This is a genomic window from Hydrogenophaga borbori, assembly GCF_003417535.1.
Lineage (GTDB): Bacteria > Pseudomonadota > Gammaproteobacteria > Burkholderiales > Burkholderiaceae_C > Hydrogenophaga > Hydrogenophaga borbori.
The window spans coordinates 51,623-66,834 of record NZ_QVLS01000004.1; the positions used below are offsets into that span (position 1 = coordinate 51,623).

General features: G+C 72.0%; 13 protein-coding genes. 4 read left to right on the top strand and 9 right to left on the bottom strand.

Features of this window, described 5'->3' with window-relative positions; genetic code table 11:
- Positions 1 to 19: 19 nt before the first annotated feature.
- Together DY262_RS08875 and DY262_RS08880 are read left to right on the top strand one after the other, a co-directional pair.
- Complete coding sequence (locus DY262_RS08875) at positions 20 to 1,237, top strand: SAM-dependent methyltransferase (RefSeq protein ID WP_116958577.1); 1,218 nt, start codon at positions 20 to 22, stop codon at positions 1,235 to 1,237.
- 32 nt (positions 1,238 to 1,269) lie between these two features.
- Entirely contained in the window at positions 1,270 to 2,100 is an 831-nt protein-coding gene (locus DY262_RS08880) for a creatininase family protein (RefSeq protein WP_116958578.1), read from the top strand.
- A 171-nt stretch (positions 2,101 to 2,271) separates the two neighbouring features.
- Here DY262_RS08880 and DY262_RS08885 read toward each other — a convergent pair whose 3' ends face one another.
- Positions 2,272 to 2,943, bottom strand: a complete 672-nt coding sequence (locus DY262_RS08885; RefSeq protein ID WP_116958579.1) for a histidine phosphatase family protein — start codon at positions 2,941 to 2,943, stop codon at positions 2,272 to 2,274.
- Between the two features lie 232 nt (positions 2,944 to 3,175).
- Between DY262_RS08885 and DY262_RS08890 the strand changes: the two genes are divergently transcribed.
- Complete coding sequence (locus DY262_RS08890) at positions 3,176 to 5,488, top strand: hybrid sensor histidine kinase/response regulator (protein WP_181936458.1); 2,313 nt, start codon at positions 3,176 to 3,178, stop codon at positions 5,486 to 5,488.
- Here the strand turns inward: DY262_RS08890 and DY262_RS08895 are convergent.
- Genes DY262_RS08895 through DY262_RS08925 form a run of 7 tightly spaced genes read right to left on the bottom strand, consistent with a single transcriptional unit; the run spans position 5,472 to position 11,388 of the window.
- On the bottom strand, positions 5,472 to 6,470 hold the full coding sequence (locus tag DY262_RS08895) for a threonine dehydratase (RefSeq protein WP_116958581.1): 999 nt from the start codon (positions 6,468 to 6,470) through the stop codon (positions 5,472 to 5,474). The genes DY262_RS08890 and DY262_RS08895 overlap by 17 nt on opposite strands.
- A 10-nt stretch (positions 6,471 to 6,480) precedes the next feature.
- Entirely contained in the window at positions 6,481 to 7,155 is a 675-nt protein-coding gene (locus DY262_RS08900) for a VOC family protein (protein WP_116958582.1), read from the bottom strand.
- Positions 7,152 to 8,018, bottom strand: a complete 867-nt coding sequence (locus DY262_RS08905; RefSeq protein WP_116958583.1) for a PhzF family phenazine biosynthesis protein — start codon at positions 8,016 to 8,018, stop codon at positions 7,152 to 7,154. Before DY262_RS08905 ends, DY262_RS08900 begins: the two co-directional genes overlap by 4 nt.
- A gap of 4 nt (positions 8,019 to 8,022) precedes the next feature.
- Complete coding sequence (locus DY262_RS08910) at positions 8,023 to 8,652, bottom strand: glutathione S-transferase family protein (protein WP_116958584.1); 630 nt, start codon at positions 8,650 to 8,652, stop codon at positions 8,023 to 8,025.
- The gene (locus DY262_RS08915; protein WP_116958585.1) at positions 8,649 to 9,848 is read right to left on the bottom strand and encodes an aminotransferase-like domain-containing protein; all 1,200 of its coding nucleotides are present in this window, start codon (positions 9,846 to 9,848) and stop codon (positions 8,649 to 8,651) included. The genes DY262_RS08910 and DY262_RS08915 overlap by 4 nt, the downstream gene beginning before the upstream one ends.
- The gene (locus DY262_RS08920) at positions 9,845 to 10,777 is read right to left on the bottom strand and encodes a DMT family transporter (protein ID WP_116958586.1); all 933 of its coding nucleotides are present in this window, start codon (positions 10,775 to 10,777) and stop codon (positions 9,845 to 9,847) included. Before DY262_RS08920 ends, DY262_RS08915 begins: the two co-directional genes overlap by 4 nt.
- A complete protein-coding gene (locus DY262_RS08925) occupies positions 10,774 to 11,388 on the bottom strand; it encodes a LysE family translocator (RefSeq protein WP_116958587.1) in 615 nt (204 codons plus the stop codon). The genes DY262_RS08920 and DY262_RS08925 overlap by 4 nt, the downstream gene beginning before the upstream one ends.
- A gap of 148 nt (positions 11,389 to 11,536) precedes the next feature.
- Between DY262_RS08925 and DY262_RS08930 the strand changes: the two genes are divergently transcribed.
- Positions 11,537 to 12,949, top strand: a complete 1,413-nt coding sequence (locus tag DY262_RS08930; protein ID WP_116958588.1) for an aminotransferase-like domain-containing protein — start codon at positions 11,537 to 11,539, stop codon at positions 12,947 to 12,949.
- Between the two features lie 30 nt (positions 12,950 to 12,979).
- Here DY262_RS08930 and DY262_RS08935 read toward each other — a convergent pair whose 3' ends face one another.
- Positions 12,980 to 14,860, bottom strand: a complete 1,881-nt coding sequence (locus DY262_RS08935; RefSeq protein WP_116958589.1) for an ATP-binding cassette domain-containing protein — start codon at positions 14,858 to 14,860, stop codon at positions 12,980 to 12,982.
- Positions 14,861 to 15,212 lie beyond the last annotated feature (352 nt).

Below are 15,212 nucleotides of genomic sequence, written 5' to 3' on the forward strand. Positions count from 1 at the left end.
ACCATTGGAGGGGTCCTGCATGGGAGCAATCGTGGAAATGGCGCTGATGCCCTGGGCACGGCGCATGCAAGACAAGGTCAACCTGCCGGTGCGGCTGTACTGGCGCGACGGCGGCGAGCCGATCGACCTGGGCCGCTTCGAGCGCCCCCAGGTCACCATCCGCGTGAAGGACGCGAGCGGGCTGCCGCTGCTGATCGACCCCAACCTCGACACCCTGGGCCGCGCCTATGTGGAAGGCCTGATCGACGTCGATGGCTCGCTGGGCGACGTGCTGGCGGCGGCGCACGGCCTGGCCAACCACGCCCAGCCCGAGAGCGGCCTGATGGGACGCATCAAGCGCAGCTTCCGGCACACGCGCGAGACCGATTCCGAGGCCATCCAGTACCACTACGACGTCTCCAACGCCTTCTATGGCGAGTGGCTGGACCGCAACATGGTCTATTCCTGCGCCTACTTCGAGAACGGCGACGAAAGCCTGGACGAGGCGCAGGAGAAGAAGATCGACCACATCCTGCGCAAGGTCCAGTTGCGGCCGGGCCAGCGCCTGCTCGACATCGGCTGCGGCTGGGGCGCGCTGGTGCTGCGCGCGGCCGAACGCTTCGGCGCGCACTGCGTGGGCGTGACGCTGTCGAAGAACCAGTTCGAGCTGGCCACCGAGCGCGTGCGCCGCGCCGGCCTGCAGGACCGCATCGACATCCGCCTGCAGGACTACCGCGACATCGCCGACGGCCCCTTCGACCGCATCACCAGCGTGGGCATGTTCGAGCACGTGGGCCTGGAGCACCTGGTGCCGTACTTCCAGCAGATCCGAAAGCTGCTCAAGCCCGATGGCTGGGCCATGAACCACGGCATCACCAGCACCGACGCCAACGACGGCGAGACAGCCAACGGCGGCGGCAGCTTCATCGAGCGCTACGTATTTCCTCACGGCGAGCTGCCGCACATCGCCACCGTGCTGCGCACCCTGCAGGAGGGCGGCCTGGAGGCCTTCGACATCGAAAACCTGCGCCGCCACTACGCGCGCACCTGCGGGCTGTGGAGCGAGCGCTTCGAGGCCAAGGCCGCGGCGCTGCGCGCCATGGTGGACGAAAAGACCTGGCGCATCTGGCGCGTCTACCTCGCTGGCTGTGCCTGGGCCTTCGAGCACGACGAGATCGCGCTGTTCCAGGTGCTGTGCCGTCCCTCGGGCCGGCTGGCGGCGGAGCTGCCGTGGTCGCGCCGCTGGCTCTACCGCTGAACCGCGGGCGGCGGCGCCCGTAAGATCGGGCGATGTCCGCCGCCACCCCCTCCTCGCGTTACTGGCAAGACCTCGGCAGCGCCGAGTTCGCTGCGCTCGACCGCGGGCGCGCCATCGCCGTGCTGCCCGTGGCCGCCACCGAACAGCACGGGCCGCACCTGCCGCTGTCGGTGGATGCCGACATCGCGCGCGGCGTGATCGAGGCCGCACAGGGGCACCTGCCGGCCGATCTGCCCGCGCTGTTCCTGCCGCTGCAGGCGGTGGGGTTCTCGCCCGAGCACACGGCCTTCGCGGGCACGCTCACGCTCAAGGCCGACACGCTGATGCGCCTGTGGACCGAGCTGGCCGAGTGCGTGGCCGACGCGGGCGTGAAGAAGCTGCTGATCTTCAATACGCACGGCGGCCAGGTGGGCCTGCTGGACCCCGTGGCGCGCGACCTGCGCGCGCGCCGGGGCCTGCTGGTGGTGAGCACGAGCTGGTTCCAGCTGCCGCTGCTCGACGCCCATGGCCAGGACGTGAACGCGCGCTTTTCCGCGCACGAGCAGCGCTTCGGCGCGCACGCGGGCGAGGTCGAGACCGCGCTCATGCGGGTGCTCAACCCGGGGCGGGTGCGCATGGAGCTGGCGCGCAACTTCGCCTCCAGCAGCGAGCAGCGCGCCCAGCGCTTCGAGATTCTGGGCAACGGCCGCAGCGCGAAGTTCGCCTGGCAGGCGCAGGACCTCAACCCGGTGGGCGCGGCGGGCAATGCGGCCGCGGCCACGGCGGAGAATGGCCGTGCGTTGCTCGACGCGGCGGGGCGGGCGTTGGCCCGCTTGCTGGTGGAGATGGACCAGTTGCCAGGGGACACGCTTCGGGGGGCCTGATCTGGCGGGCCGGCTGGTTGGTGGGGGTGGCGGGCCTCTGCTTCGCATGGGCCGACGGTGCGGGGGCCCGTTCTCCGGCCCACGCCAGCCGTCGGTGCGGGGTCTTCGCGGGAGGCCACCGCGAGAGGCCATCCGTCGGCGCGAGCTCGGAAGCAGCGGTCGGCAAACACCTCAGGCGTACGTGACCCAGTCCCTGTACTCCGCGCCGTCCAGGTGCGGCAGCGTGTTGTAGGTCAGCAGGCTGTGCCGCTTGGGCGTGAACTGCAGCTCGGTCACGGCGCTGTTGCGAATGCGCAGGTTCAGCTCGATGCTGGCCTCCGGGCTCAGTCCCAGCACCTGGCCCACGGCGGTGGCGATGGGTCCCCCGCTGGACACGATCAGCACGTTCTTCCCATGGTGCGCGCCGCGCACGTGCGTCAGCGCCTCGGCCACGCCGCGCGCGAAGCCGTCGTAGCTGGGCATGCCCTGCGGGCTCACGGTGCCCGCCATCCACTGCGTCAGGCCGTCGCGCAGCAGGCGGAAATGCTGGCGGTACTGCTCGGGCGTGTCGGGCCTGGGCAGCGGCTGCGGGTGCACGCAGCGGATCACCGCATCCGCGTCGTACTCGTTCAGGCCTGGCATCACCAGCGGCTGCAGCGCCAGCCCGGCGCCTTCGGCGATGCCGGCCCAGGTCTGCTGGTGGCGCCGCAGCGAACCGGTGATCACGGCGTCGAGGCCCAGCCCGCGCTCGGCCCAGTAGCGGCCCAGGCGCAGCGACTGGCGCCGCCCCAGCTCGCTGAGCTGGTCGTAGTCGGCGGCGCCGAACGAGGCCTGGCCGTGTCGCACGAGGTAAAGCGTTCCCATGGCGCGATTCTGGGTGGCGGGCCGCGGCGGCTTTTGTCCCGGCAGCGACTGGACCCGGCCCTGGCTGTCACCTGTGCGAAAGCGCACCATCTGCCGCGCGGCGCGCGCGGGGGGAGCGGTTTGCACCGTTTTCGTGCCGCTTATCCGGGCGCCGCGCGCGGGGGCGCGTGCTGCAATCGGCCCTTCTTCCCAAAGGCGTCGCCGGCGCCCGGTCTGCGTTCCCCTTCCTTCGATGGCCACCGGTATCCCCGAACTCATGTGGTTTCACCTGCCCACGCTGTTGGCGGTGTGGACGGGCATCGACGTGGTCATCGGCCTGGCCTTCTGGGCCCAGCACCGGCGCCTGCGCCACGTGGGCGGCCTGGGCTGGTGGGCGCTGGCCTGCCTCACGCACACCAGCGCCGCGGCGGCCATGATGGCGCGCCCGCTGCTGCCCGGCTGGGTGGGCATGCCGCTGAGCAACCTGCTGTTCTCGCTCACCTTCGCGCTGCTGTGGGTGGGCTTCCGCGCCTACCTGGGCCTGTCGGTGCGCCGCGTGGTGACCGGCGTGTTGCTGCTGTTGCTCGTGCAGTGGCCGGTGAACGTGTTTTTCATCGAGGTCGTCGACAGCCTGCCCGCGCGCCAGCTGCTGTGGCTGGGCACCAACGTCGCCCTGTTGCTGCTCATGATCGGCGACGCGCGCGCCCACCGCCCCTGGCCGGCGCCGACGGAGTTCCGCGCACTGGAAAGCGTGCTGTGGCTGCAGGTGGCCCTCCTGCTGGGCTATGCGCTGATCGCGGTGGTGCTGCGCTGGCCCTTTTTGCCCTCGGTGGCGCTGCTCACCTTCTGCTTCCTGATCGCCTACCTGCTGTGCGTGCTGGCCTTCCAGTGCCTGTTGATGCTGCGCCTGCGCGACGAGGCCCAGGCCGCGCGCGCCGTGCAGCGACAGCGCGAAGCCGACCTGCAGCGCCTGGTGGACAACCTGGACGCGGGCGTGATGGTCTTTCACCCCGACCACACGCTGTGGCGCATGAACACCGCGGCGCGGCGCTTCCTCACCTGGAGCGCGGTGGGCGCGGACGGCGTGGTGCCTGAGCCGAGCTACGAGAGCTGGCTCATGCTGGACGAGAACGGCCAGCCGCTGCGGCGCCACGACCGGCCCTTCGAGCGCGTGCTCATCACCGGCCAGCCAGTGCGCGACGTGGTGGTGGGCCTGCCGATCGATGGCGGCGCGCGCCTGCGCTGGGCGCTGTGCAGCGGCTATCCCGAGAACGATTCGCAGGGTGGCCTGCGCCGCGTGGTCCTGACCTTCATCGACATCACCGCCATGAAGGACGCGCAGTCGGAGCAGAAGGCGCTGGAGGCGCGGTTGTCGCAGTCGCAGAAGATGCAGGCCCTGGGCACGCTGGCCGGGGGCGTGGCGCACGACTTCAACAACATCCTGACCGCCATCCTGGGCAACGCCGACCTCGCGCGCGAGGACCTGCCGGCCAAGGCGCGGGCGCACGAAAGCCTGGGCGAGATCAGCACCGCCGCGCGGCGCGGACGCGAACTGGTGCGCCAGATCCTGACGTTCAGCCGCCAGCAGCCGCTGGCGCGCGCGCGCGTGCCGCTGGCCGCGGTGGTGGTGGAGTCCTGCGCGCTGCTGCGCGCGGCGCTGCCCTCGCAGGTGCAACTGGTGCAGACCATCGTGCCGCCGCTGCCCGAGGTTTCGGGCGACGCCACCCAGCTGCAGCAGGTGCTGGTGAACCTGGGCACCAACGCGCTGCACGCGCTGCCCGCGGCCGGCGGGCGCATCGAAGTCGCGCTGGACAGCCTGCCCGTGTCGCAGGCGCGGCTGCCGCCGGCGCTGGCCCAGGCCTGCCGGGCGGCGGGCCTGCCCGCGCTGCGGCTGCGCGTGATCGACGATGGCTGTGGCATGGACGAGCGGGTGCAGCGCCGCATGTTCGAGCCCTTCTTCACCACCAAGCCCGTGGGCCAGGGCACCGGCCTGGGCCTGTCCGTGGTGCTGGGCCTCGTGGAGGCGCACGGCGGCCACATCGAGGTGTGCAGCACGCCCCAGAAGGGCACCACCATCACGCTGTGGCTGCCGCCCCTGCCCGCCGACGAAGCGACAGCCGAAGACAAACCCGTCACAATGCCCGCCGTGGAAAATCCTCAGCCCCGACCCGACGCCCCGGCCTCGCCGGAGGCCGCCCCCCACATCCTCTACCTCGACGACGACGACACGCTCGTCTTCCTGGTGCGGCGCCTGCTGGAGCGGCGCGGCTACCGCGTGACGGCCCTGTCGGTGCAGGCCGACGCCCTGGCCGCGCTGCGCGACAAGCCCGGCGAGTTCGCCCTGCTGCTGACCGACTACAACATGCCCGGCATGTCGGGCCTGGAGGTCGCGCGCGAGGCGCTGACCATCGAGCCACGGCTGACGGTGGCCGTGGCCTCGGGCTACATCACCGACGAGCTGCAGGCCGAGGCGCGCGCCGCCGGCGTGCGCGAGGTGGTCTTCAAGACCGACGCCGTCGAGCAGTTCTGCGAGATCGTGGCGCGGCTGGTCAAGTCGAGCGACTGAGCTCGCGCGCGAAGGCCGCGCCGTCCAGCACCCGCGCGAAGGCCTCGCTGTCCACGTTGCCGCCGCTGAGCACGGCGCCCACCGCCTGGCCGCGCAAGCGCTCGCGCTCCTGCCAGGCCGCCGCGAAGGCCGCGGCGCCAGCGCCCTCGGCCACGTTGTGCGTGTCGGCGAACAGCGCGCGCATGGCCTCGGCCACGGCCTCGTCGCTCACCGGCACCACGTGGTCCAGGCCGTCGGCCAGCAGGGGCAGCGCGTCGGCCTCGGCCACGCGGCAGGCCATGCCGTCGGCCAGCACCGTGCTCACCGGTGCCGGTACCACGCGGCCCGCGGCCAGCGAGTCGGCGTAGGTGGTGGCGCCGCTGCTCACCACGCCCACGATGCGCACGCGGTGGCCCAGCGCGCGCTTGGCGGCGATGGCCGAGCACGCGCCCGAGCCCAGACCGATGGGCACGTAGGCCACGTCGAGTTCGGGCACGGCGCGCAGGAACTCCCACCAGGCGGTTGCCACGCCGCTCAGCAGGTCGGCGTGAAAGCTCGGCACCATGTGCGCGCCGCGCTCGGCCGCCAGCGCGCCGGCGTGCTCGCGCGCGGCCTGGAACTCGTCGCCGTGCTCGATCAGCGTGGCGCCCAGGCTGCGCATGGCGGCGTTCTTCTCCACCGAGTTGCCGTGCGGCACGACGATGGTGCAGGCCACGCCGTGCGCGCGCGCGGCCCAGGCCACGCTCTGGCCGTGGTTGCCGCGCGTGGCGGAGATGACCTCGCGCGGCAGCGCGCCGCGCCGCGCGAGGTGCTCGAAGTAGGTGAGGCCGCCGCGGATCTTGAAGGCGCCCACGGGGGTGTGGTTCTCGTGCTTGATCCAGCAGGCGGTGCCCAGGCGCGCGCTCAGCGTGGCCCAGCGGTACTGCGGCGTGGCGGCGAAGGAGCGGTAGACCGTGGCGGCGGCTTTTTCGATGCAGGCAAGGGTAGGTAGGACGATGCTCATGGACGGGGGTTTAGGGCTTGGCCAGCAGGTCCAGGTCCTGCCGGCCGTCGTGCAGGTGGGCGCTGATCAGGGCCTCGCCCTCGCGCACGCGAAGGCGCATGCCGATGGCGTCCAGGGCCGTGTTCAGCGCCGCCGCACGCGGATGGGCCAGTTGCAGCCCGCGCAATTGCAGGCCGCTGGCGGGCAGGGTGGCAACCGGGTGGATGCCACCCCACTGGATCAGGGTGGGCAACAGGCCGTCGAAGCCGCGCGCGCCGTCGTCGCGCACGGTGATGCGCCACTGCAGCAGGCCGCGCGGCGTTTCGCGCGAGGCGGTGAGCACCGGCCCGGGGTCGATGCCCTGTGCCAGCCAGGCGGCGCGCGCGGCCTCGATGTCGTCGACGCGCGCGACCCAGTGGATGGGCTGCGGGCCGCGGGCGCGCAGGCGCTCGCGCAGCGCGGGATCGTCCAGGTCGAACCAGCGCCGCAGTGGCGCTGCGCGCGTGGGTGTGGCCGCCGGGTTGATGGCCAGCAGCTCGAGGTAGGCGCGCTCGGCTCCGTCGAGCCGCAGCAGGCGGTTGTGCGTGCCGAACAGCGCGTGAGCGCCGCCCGGCGCGGGCGTGCGGCCCAGGGCGCTTTCGCACCAGTCCACGCCCTCGGCCAGCGTGGCGGCCGCGACCACGAGGTGGTCGAACGCGGCGTTCACAGCAGCACCGTGCCCCGCACGCAGCTGACCGATTCGCCGCCGACCCAGATGGTGCCGTCGGCGGCGCGCTGAATGTGCACGCGCCCGGCGCGGCGCAGCGCGGTGCCCTGGCTGGCCACGTAGCGCTCGGGCGCCAGGCCCGCGCCGATCAACCACTGCGCCAGCGCGGCGTTCAGGCTGCCGGTCACCGGGTCTTCGGCGATGCCGTTGTTGCCGGGGAAGAAGGCCCGCACCTCGAACGCCAGCTCGGGGTCGGCGGGGCGTTGCCCGACCACGCCCACCTTGCCGCGCGGCCCGACCACACCGATGTCGAGGCCGCCGAGCACGGCGGCGTCGGGCTTCACCGCCAGCACCTGCGCGGCGCTGCGCAGCATGACGGCGCGCCAGCCCGGGCCGTTGTCGCACCAGCTGTGCGCCAGCACGTCCTCGCGCGCGATGCCCAGGCCGCGCGCGATGAGCGCCACGTCGGCCTCGTCCAGCGGGCCCTCGCGGCGCCGGGGCGGGGCCGCGAAGGCCAGGCGCGTGCCGTCGCGGCGGATGCGCACCAGGCCCACGCCGCATTCCTGCACGATCTCATCGCCCTGGGGCCGCCCGCCCGCGCTGAGCCAGGCGTGTGCCGTGCCCAGGGTCGGGTGCCCGGCGAAGGGCAGCTCGCGCCCCGGGCAGAAGATGCGCACGCGGTAGTCGGCGCCGGCCTGCGTGGGCGGCAGCACGAAGGTGCATTCCGACAGGTTGGTCCAGTCGGTGAAGGTCTGCATCTGTTCGGTGCTCAGGCCCTCGCCGTCGAGCACCACGGCGAGCGGGTTGCCCAGGCAGGGGGTGGCGGTGAAGACGTCGACTTGCTGGAAGGGGCGGGTGTTCATGGGCTCAGGCCAGAGGAAGGTCCAGCACGCCGCGGCTGCAGGGCATGGCCAGCCAGCCGGCGTACCAGCGCTCGAGGTGCGGCCAGGCCGGCCGCGGCTGCGGCAGGCCGAACCAGCGGTGGATTTCGCAGGCGATGGGGAAGTCGGCCGCGGTGGGTTCGTCGCCGGCCATCCAGGGGCGCTGCGCGAGGTGGGCGTCGAGCCGCTCGAACAGCGGCTCGGCGGCGCGCACCGAGGCCTCGATGGCGGCCAGGTCGCGCCGCTCGGCCGGGGTGCGGATCCATTGCGTGAACGCCGGGCTGCCCGCGCGGTTGAGCGTGGTCTGCTGCCAGTCGAGCCAGCGGTTGGTGTCGGCGCGGGTGCGCAGATCGGTGGGCATGCCACGGCCCTGGCGCTCGCACAGGTAGCGCAGGATGGCGTTGCTTTCCCAGAGGGTGAAGTCGCCGTCGCGCAGCAGCGGCACCAGGCCGTTGGGGTTCAGGGCGCGGTAGGCCGGCGTGTCCACCACGCCGTGGCTCAGGCCGGCGTCGGTGCGTGGCAGCTCCAGGCCGAGCCACTGGGCGCACAGCACCACCTTGCGCACGTTGATGGAGCTCAGGCGGCCCCAGAGGTGCAGTCCCTGCTCGGCGCTCATGCTGTGGCGGCGGCCCGGCTGGGCAGGTGTTCGCGCACCGCCTGCGCCAGCGCGGCGATGCCGCGATCGATCTGCTCGACCGTGGCGGTGACAAAGGACAGGCGCAGCGAGCGGACGTCGGGCGCGTCGGTGAAGAAGGGCGCGCCGGGCACGAAGGCCACGCCGCGCGCCACCGCCTGCGGCAGCAGCGCGGTGGCGTCCATGCCCTCGGGCAGGCGAACCCACAGGAACATGCCGCCGTCGGGGGTGTTCCATTGCACGTCCAGGCCGGCCATCTCGCGCGCCAGCGCGGCCAGCATGGCGCGGCACTGCGAGGCGTAGAGCGCGCGGATGGTGGGCACATGGCGCTCGAGGAAGCCCTCCTTGAGCACCGCGCTCACCAGGCGCTGGTTGAAGCTGGGGCTGTGCAGGTCGGCCGCCTGCTTGGCCTGCAGCAGCTTGGGGTAGACGGCCTTGGGCGCCACGATGTAGCCCAGGCGCAGGCCCGGCGCCAGGATCTTGGAGAAAGAGCCGAGGTAGAGGCCGCCATCGGGGTTTCGCGCGGTCAGCGGCGCGGGCGGCGGGGCGTCGAACCACAGGTCGCCATAGGGGTTGTCTTCCACGATGGGCAGGCCGGTTTCGGCAGCGGCGCGCACCAGCGCGGCGCGGCGCGCCTCGCTCATGCTGCGGCCCGTGGGGTTCTGGAAGTTGGGCAGCGCGTAGAGGAAGCGCGCGCCGCTCGCCCGGCGGCGCAGGTCGTCGACATCGAGGCCTTCGGCGTCGCTGGCCACGCCCACGAACTGCGGCTCCATGGGCGTGAAGGCCTGCAGCGCGCCCAGGTAGGTGGGCGTTTCCACCAGCACGCGGCTGCCGGTGTCGATCAGCACCTTGGCCACCAGGTCCAGGCCCTGCTGGCTGCCGGTGGTGATGAGCACCTGCGCCGGGTCCACGGCCCAGGGCAGCTGGCGCGCCACCCATTCGCGCAGCTGGGCGTGTCCCTCGCTGGACGCGTACTGCAGCGCCGCGCGACCGTCGTTGCGCAGCACCTCGGCGCAGGCCTCGGCGAAGGCGCTCACGGGGAAGGTCTGCGGCGAGGGCAGGCCGCCGGCGAAGCTGATGATCCCGGGCTTTTCGGTGACCTTGAGGATCTCGCGGATCACCGAGGGGTTCATGCGTTCGGCGCGGCGGGCCAGGGTCCAGGGGGTGGCGGAGCTCATGTGGAGGCCTTGTGGAGGGACGGGGAGGGGGCGGGCGGCGCGGCGCCGAAGCGCCGGCCGGCGAACACGCTGGCCACCACGGCCAGCGCAAACACCAGGGTGAGCGCGTCCAGGCGCTCGCCCAGCAGGGGCACCGCAGCGGCGATGCTGATGAAGGGCTGCAGCAATTGCAACTGGCTCACGCGCAGCGGCCCGCCCAGCGAGAGCCCGCGGAACCAGGCAAAGAAGCCGGCCCACATGGAGAACACCGCCACGTAGGCCAGGCCGAGCCAGGCGCTGGGGTTCACCCCGCGCTCGGGCCAGGTGAGCAGCGCGGCCGGCAGGGTGATCGGCAGCGCGAGCGCGCAGACCCAGCTGATGACGCGCTCGGCGCCCAGGGCGGGCGTGACCTGCGTGCCGCCCACATAGCCCAGCGCCGCGGCCAGCACGGCGCCGACCAGCAGCGTGTCGGCCCAACTGAGGCCGAAGCCGTGCCCCGCCTGGTGCGCGCGCAGCAGGCTGTAGGCCACCACCAGTGCGCTGCCCAGGCCGGCGAACAGCCAGAAACCCAGGCGCGCGCGCTGGTGCATCAACCAGGCCGCCATGGCCGCGGTGGCCAGTGGCAGCAGGGCGGTGAACACGGCGGCGTGGCTGGCCGTCACGTGGCGCAGCGCCCAGCCCAGCAACAAGGGAAAACCGATCACGTTGCCCAGCACCGCCAGGGCCAGCGGGCGGCGGTGCTCGGGGCGGGGCCTGGGCGCGCGCGTGGCCCACAGCCAGGCCAGCGACAGCCCGCCGGCGATGGCCGCTCTCGCCCAGGTGACGAACCAGGGCGAGAGCTGCGGCGCGTCCAGGCTGCCCGTGGCCAGGCGCGTCATCGGCAGCGTCAGGCCGAAGACCGCCACGCCGAGCAGGCCCAGCAGCCAGCCGCGTCGTTCGTCGCTGTTCATACGGTGAGCATCCACAGGGCAGTGGCCACGAGCACGCCGGCCAGCACGCGGTTGAACCACAACAGGCGCCCGCCCTGCGCGAGCCAGTCGCGCAGCAGCGAGCCGATCAGGGCGTAGAGGAAGTTGCTGGTGAAGGCGAAGAACAGCATCACCCCGCAGACGATGAGCAGCCGCTCGCCCGGGTTGGGCGCGGGTGCGCCCGCGCTGCTGATCACCCAGCCCGCGCTGAGCGTGAGCGCGAGCATCCAGGCTTTGATGTTGATGAACTGCAGCCCCACGCCCTGCCAGAAGCCCACCCGCAGGCGGGCCGGGTCGGCCTGCGACAGGCGCGCCGTGCGCGCCAGCATCCAGGCCAGCCAGAGCATGTAGGCCACGCCCACCAGCTTCACGGCCCAGCGCAGCGCCGGCACGCCAGTGATCAGCGCGCCCATGCCCAGGCCGCTGGTCAGCATGAGCAGGATCCAGCCCGTGGGCACGGCCAGGCAGAAGCGCAGGGCGCGCCGCAGGCCGAAGTTGGCCGCCAGGGCGGTGGACAGCGTGGTGTTGGGCCCCGGCGAAAAGCTCATCGCGGTGCAGAAGATCAGCAGGGCGGTCAGTTCGGTCGCGGACATGGGGCGGGTCGGTCGGGCGGTAGGGTGGGGGCTGGCGCTCGGCGAACGGTCAATGTACCCTTTGCCATCAATACAGAGCCAATACAGTTTGCCCGTTCAGTTCGCGCACTGTATGGGCCTGACTGGCAATACACACAAGGGCCGCCCCATGTTGATGAAGACCGCGAACCAGTCGCTCACGGAGCAGTTGGCCGAGCGCTACGCCGATCGCATCCGCCAGCGGCTGCTTGCGCCGGGCGCGCGCCTGCCCTCGGTGCGGGCCTGCGCCCGCCTGCACGGCGTCAGCCCCTCCACCGTGGTGGCGGCCTACGACCTGCTGCTCGCGCAGGGCCTGGTGCAGGCGCAGCGCCAGCGAGGCTTCTTCGTGCGCGAGCCGCTCACGCCGCGCGCCGAGTCGCGCAGCGCCGCGCCGCTGCCGCCGGCGCAGAGCCCCATCAACGCGACGGCCCTCATCCGCGGCATGTTCCACCAGGTGAGCGACAAGCCGCAGCCCGGCATGGGGGTGTTCCCGCCCGACTGGCTGGAGTCGACCTTCATGCCGGCGGCCGTGCGCCGTGTGGCCTCGGTGCGCGCGCTCAACGAAACCTCGCTCAGCTACGGCGAGCCGCGCGGCGACGAGGGCCTGCGCCGCGTGCTGGCGCAAAAGCTGGCCGGCATCAACGTGCACGTCGACCCGGCGCAGATCGTCACCACGGTCGGCGCGACGCACGCGCTCGACATCGTCAGCCGCACGCTGCTGCGACCCGGCGACCCGGTGATGGTGGAGGAGCCGGGCTGGGCGGTGGAGTTCGCGCGCCTGGCGGCGCTGGGCATGCGGGTGCTCACCGTGCCGCGGGGCCCCGACGGGCCCGACCTGGCGGTGATGGAGCGCCTGGCCGAGGCGCACCGGCCCAAGCTGTTCGTCAGCGTGAGCGTGCTGCACAACCCCACCGGCTACAGCCTGTCGCCCGGCGCGGCGCACCGCCTGCTGCAGCTCGCGCAGCGCCTGAACTTCCACATCGCCGAGGACGACACCTACAGCCACCTGGCGCCCGAGCACGCCACGCGCCTGAGCGCGCTCGACGGCCTGCAGCGCACCATCTACGTCAGCGGCTTCGCGAAAATCCTGGCGCCGAACTGGCGCATCGGCTTCCTGGCCGCGCCGCCCGGCCTGGTTGAGCCCCTGCTCGACACCAAGCTGCTGAGCACGCTGACCACGCCGGCCCTGTTGGAAAAGGCCCTGGCCTACTGCATTGAGCAAGGGCAGCTGCGCCGCCACGCCGAGCGCGTGCGCACCCGCCTGGACGCCGCCCGCACGCGCAGCGTGAAACTGGCGCTGGGCGCGGGCTGCCGCTTCGCGGCCGAGCCGTCGGGCCTGTTCGGCTGGGTCGACACCGGTGTGGACACCGACGCGCTGGCCCAGCGCCTGCTGGACGATGGCTACCTGATCGCGCCGGGCGCCCTGTTCCACGCCGCGCGCACGCCCAGCACGCTCATGCGCATCAACTTCGCCACCACGCAGGAGGCGGCGTTCTGGCGCACGTTCTCGCGCCGCGTGGCCGCGGCCAGGGCGGGCGCGTAAGGCGCGGGCGCGGTGCCCGTGCCCCTGGCGTCAGCGCGCGCCCAGCGCCTCCTGGCGCTCCAGTGCGGCCATCCATTCTTCTTCCACTGCCACCAGGCGCTGCGCCACTTCGGCCGCGCGCGCGGGGTGGGTGCCGTACAGGCTGCCGTCACCCAGCTCAGCCGACAGCGCGGCCTGCTCGGCCTCGAGCGCGGCGATCTGCGAAGGCAGCGACTCCAGTTCGCGCTGTTCCTTGTAGCTGAGCTTGCGGCGGGGGGCGTCGGCCGCCGGGGGCGCCGCGGGCGCGGGCTTGGCCGTGGCGACGGCGGGTGGGGGCGCGGGCGGGGCGGCGCGCGCCGACTGGGTCAGCCAGTCCTGCACGTCGCCCACGTACTCGCGCCAGCGTCCCTCGCCTTCGGCCACCAAGGTGCTGGTCACCACGTTGTCGAGGAAGCGGCGGTCGTGGCTCACCAGGAACACCGTGCCCTCGTATTGCTGCAGCAGGTCTTCCAGCAGCTCCAGGGTGTCGATGTCCAGGTCGTTGGTGGGCTCGTCCAGCACCAGTACGTTGGCCGGGCGCGCGAACAGGCGCGCCAGCAGCAGGCGGTTGCGCTCGCCGCCCGACAGCGTGCGCACCGGCGAATGCGCGCGCGCGGGAGAGAACAGAAAGTCGCCCAGGTAGCTCTTCACGTGCGTGCGCTTGCCGTTGATCTCGATCCACTCGCTGCCGGGGCTGATGAAGTCTTCCAGCGTCGCGTCCAGGTTGAGCTGCTCGCGCATCTGGTCGAAATAGGCCACGGTGAGGCGACTGCCTTGGCGCACGCTGCCCGTATCGGGCGCCAGCTCGCCCAGGATGAGCTTGAGCAGAGTGGTCTTGCCCGCGCCATTGGGGCCGATCACGCCCACCTTGTCGCCGCGCAGGATCGTGGTGGAGAAGTCGCGCACCACGGTCTTGCGCAGGCCGTCGGGCTGGTCGAATCCCTTGCTCACCTCCAGCAGTTCGGCCACCAGCTTGCCGCTGGCCGCGCCAGCATCGAGCTCCAGCTTCACCCGGCCCAGCGCCTCGCGCCGTCCGGCGCGCTGCGTACGCAAGCGCTCCAGGCGCGTGATGCGCCCTTGCGCGCGCGTGCGGCGGGCCTCCACGCCCTTGCGGATCCAGACCTCTTCCTGCGCCAGCAGGCGGTCGGCCTTGGCATTGACCACCGCCTCCTGGGTCAACTGCTCCTCCTTCAATACCTGGTACTGCGCGAAGTTGCCGGGGTAGCTCTGCAGACGCCCGCGGTCGAGCTCCACGATGCGCGTGGTCACGGCGTCGAGGAAGGCGCGGTCGTGGCTGATGGTGACGACGCTGCCCGCGAACTCCGTCAGCAGCGACTCCAGCCAGGCGATGCTGTCCAGGTCCAGGTGGTTGGTCGGCTCGTCGAGCAACAACACGTCGGGGCGGCTGACCAGGGCTTGCGCCAGCGCCACGCGCTTGCGGTTGCCCCCCGAAAGGGAGCCGACCCGCGCCTGCGGGTCCAGGTGAAGGCGGTCCAGGGTTTCGGCCACCCGGGCCTCCCAGTTCCAGGCGTCCAGTGCCTCGATGCGCGCTTGCAGGGCGTCCAGGTCGTCGCCCGGCGCCCCGCGGCTGTATTGCTCCCGCGCGGCGATGGCGGCTGCCAGGCCCATGCTGGCCGCCTCGAACACCGTGTGGGCGTCGTCCAGCGAGGGCTCCTGGGCAACAAAGGCGATGCGCAGTCCGGTTTGCAGCTGCAGCGTGCCGTCGTCCAGGCGTTCCAGTCCGGCGAGTACTCTTAATAGAGAGGATTTGCCCGCGCCGTTGCGGCCGATCAGTCCCACGCGCTCGCGGGCCTCGAGGGCGAGGTCGGTGTGGTCCAGCAACGGCCAGTGGCCGTGGGCCAACTGGGCGTTCTGCAGGGTGAGCAAAGCCATGGGTCTCGTGTGCGCGAAGCGGAAGAAGCGCGGGATTATCGAGTCCGGCGTCAAAAAAAGTTCGGCGGGTTTGACGGAGGCCCGAAAAGTTGGATATACTGCAAGGCTTCGCTGATCACTGGCGACGCTGTTAGGCCAAGGCCGAAGCAGGTTGCGGTGGTTGTCGAGCTGGCGCAGGCCAGGGGCAAAAAAATCTTCCAAGTTTTGACTGCTCCACAAAATCTGTGTCATAATGCGAGGCTCTGCTGATCGCGGCGGGGGCAAGAAGATCGGATCGAAAGATCGGGTTGGCGCAAAAGGTTCGTTAACAAAATACAGCCGATAAGCGTGGGCGTTTGGAGGCGAGGGCTTG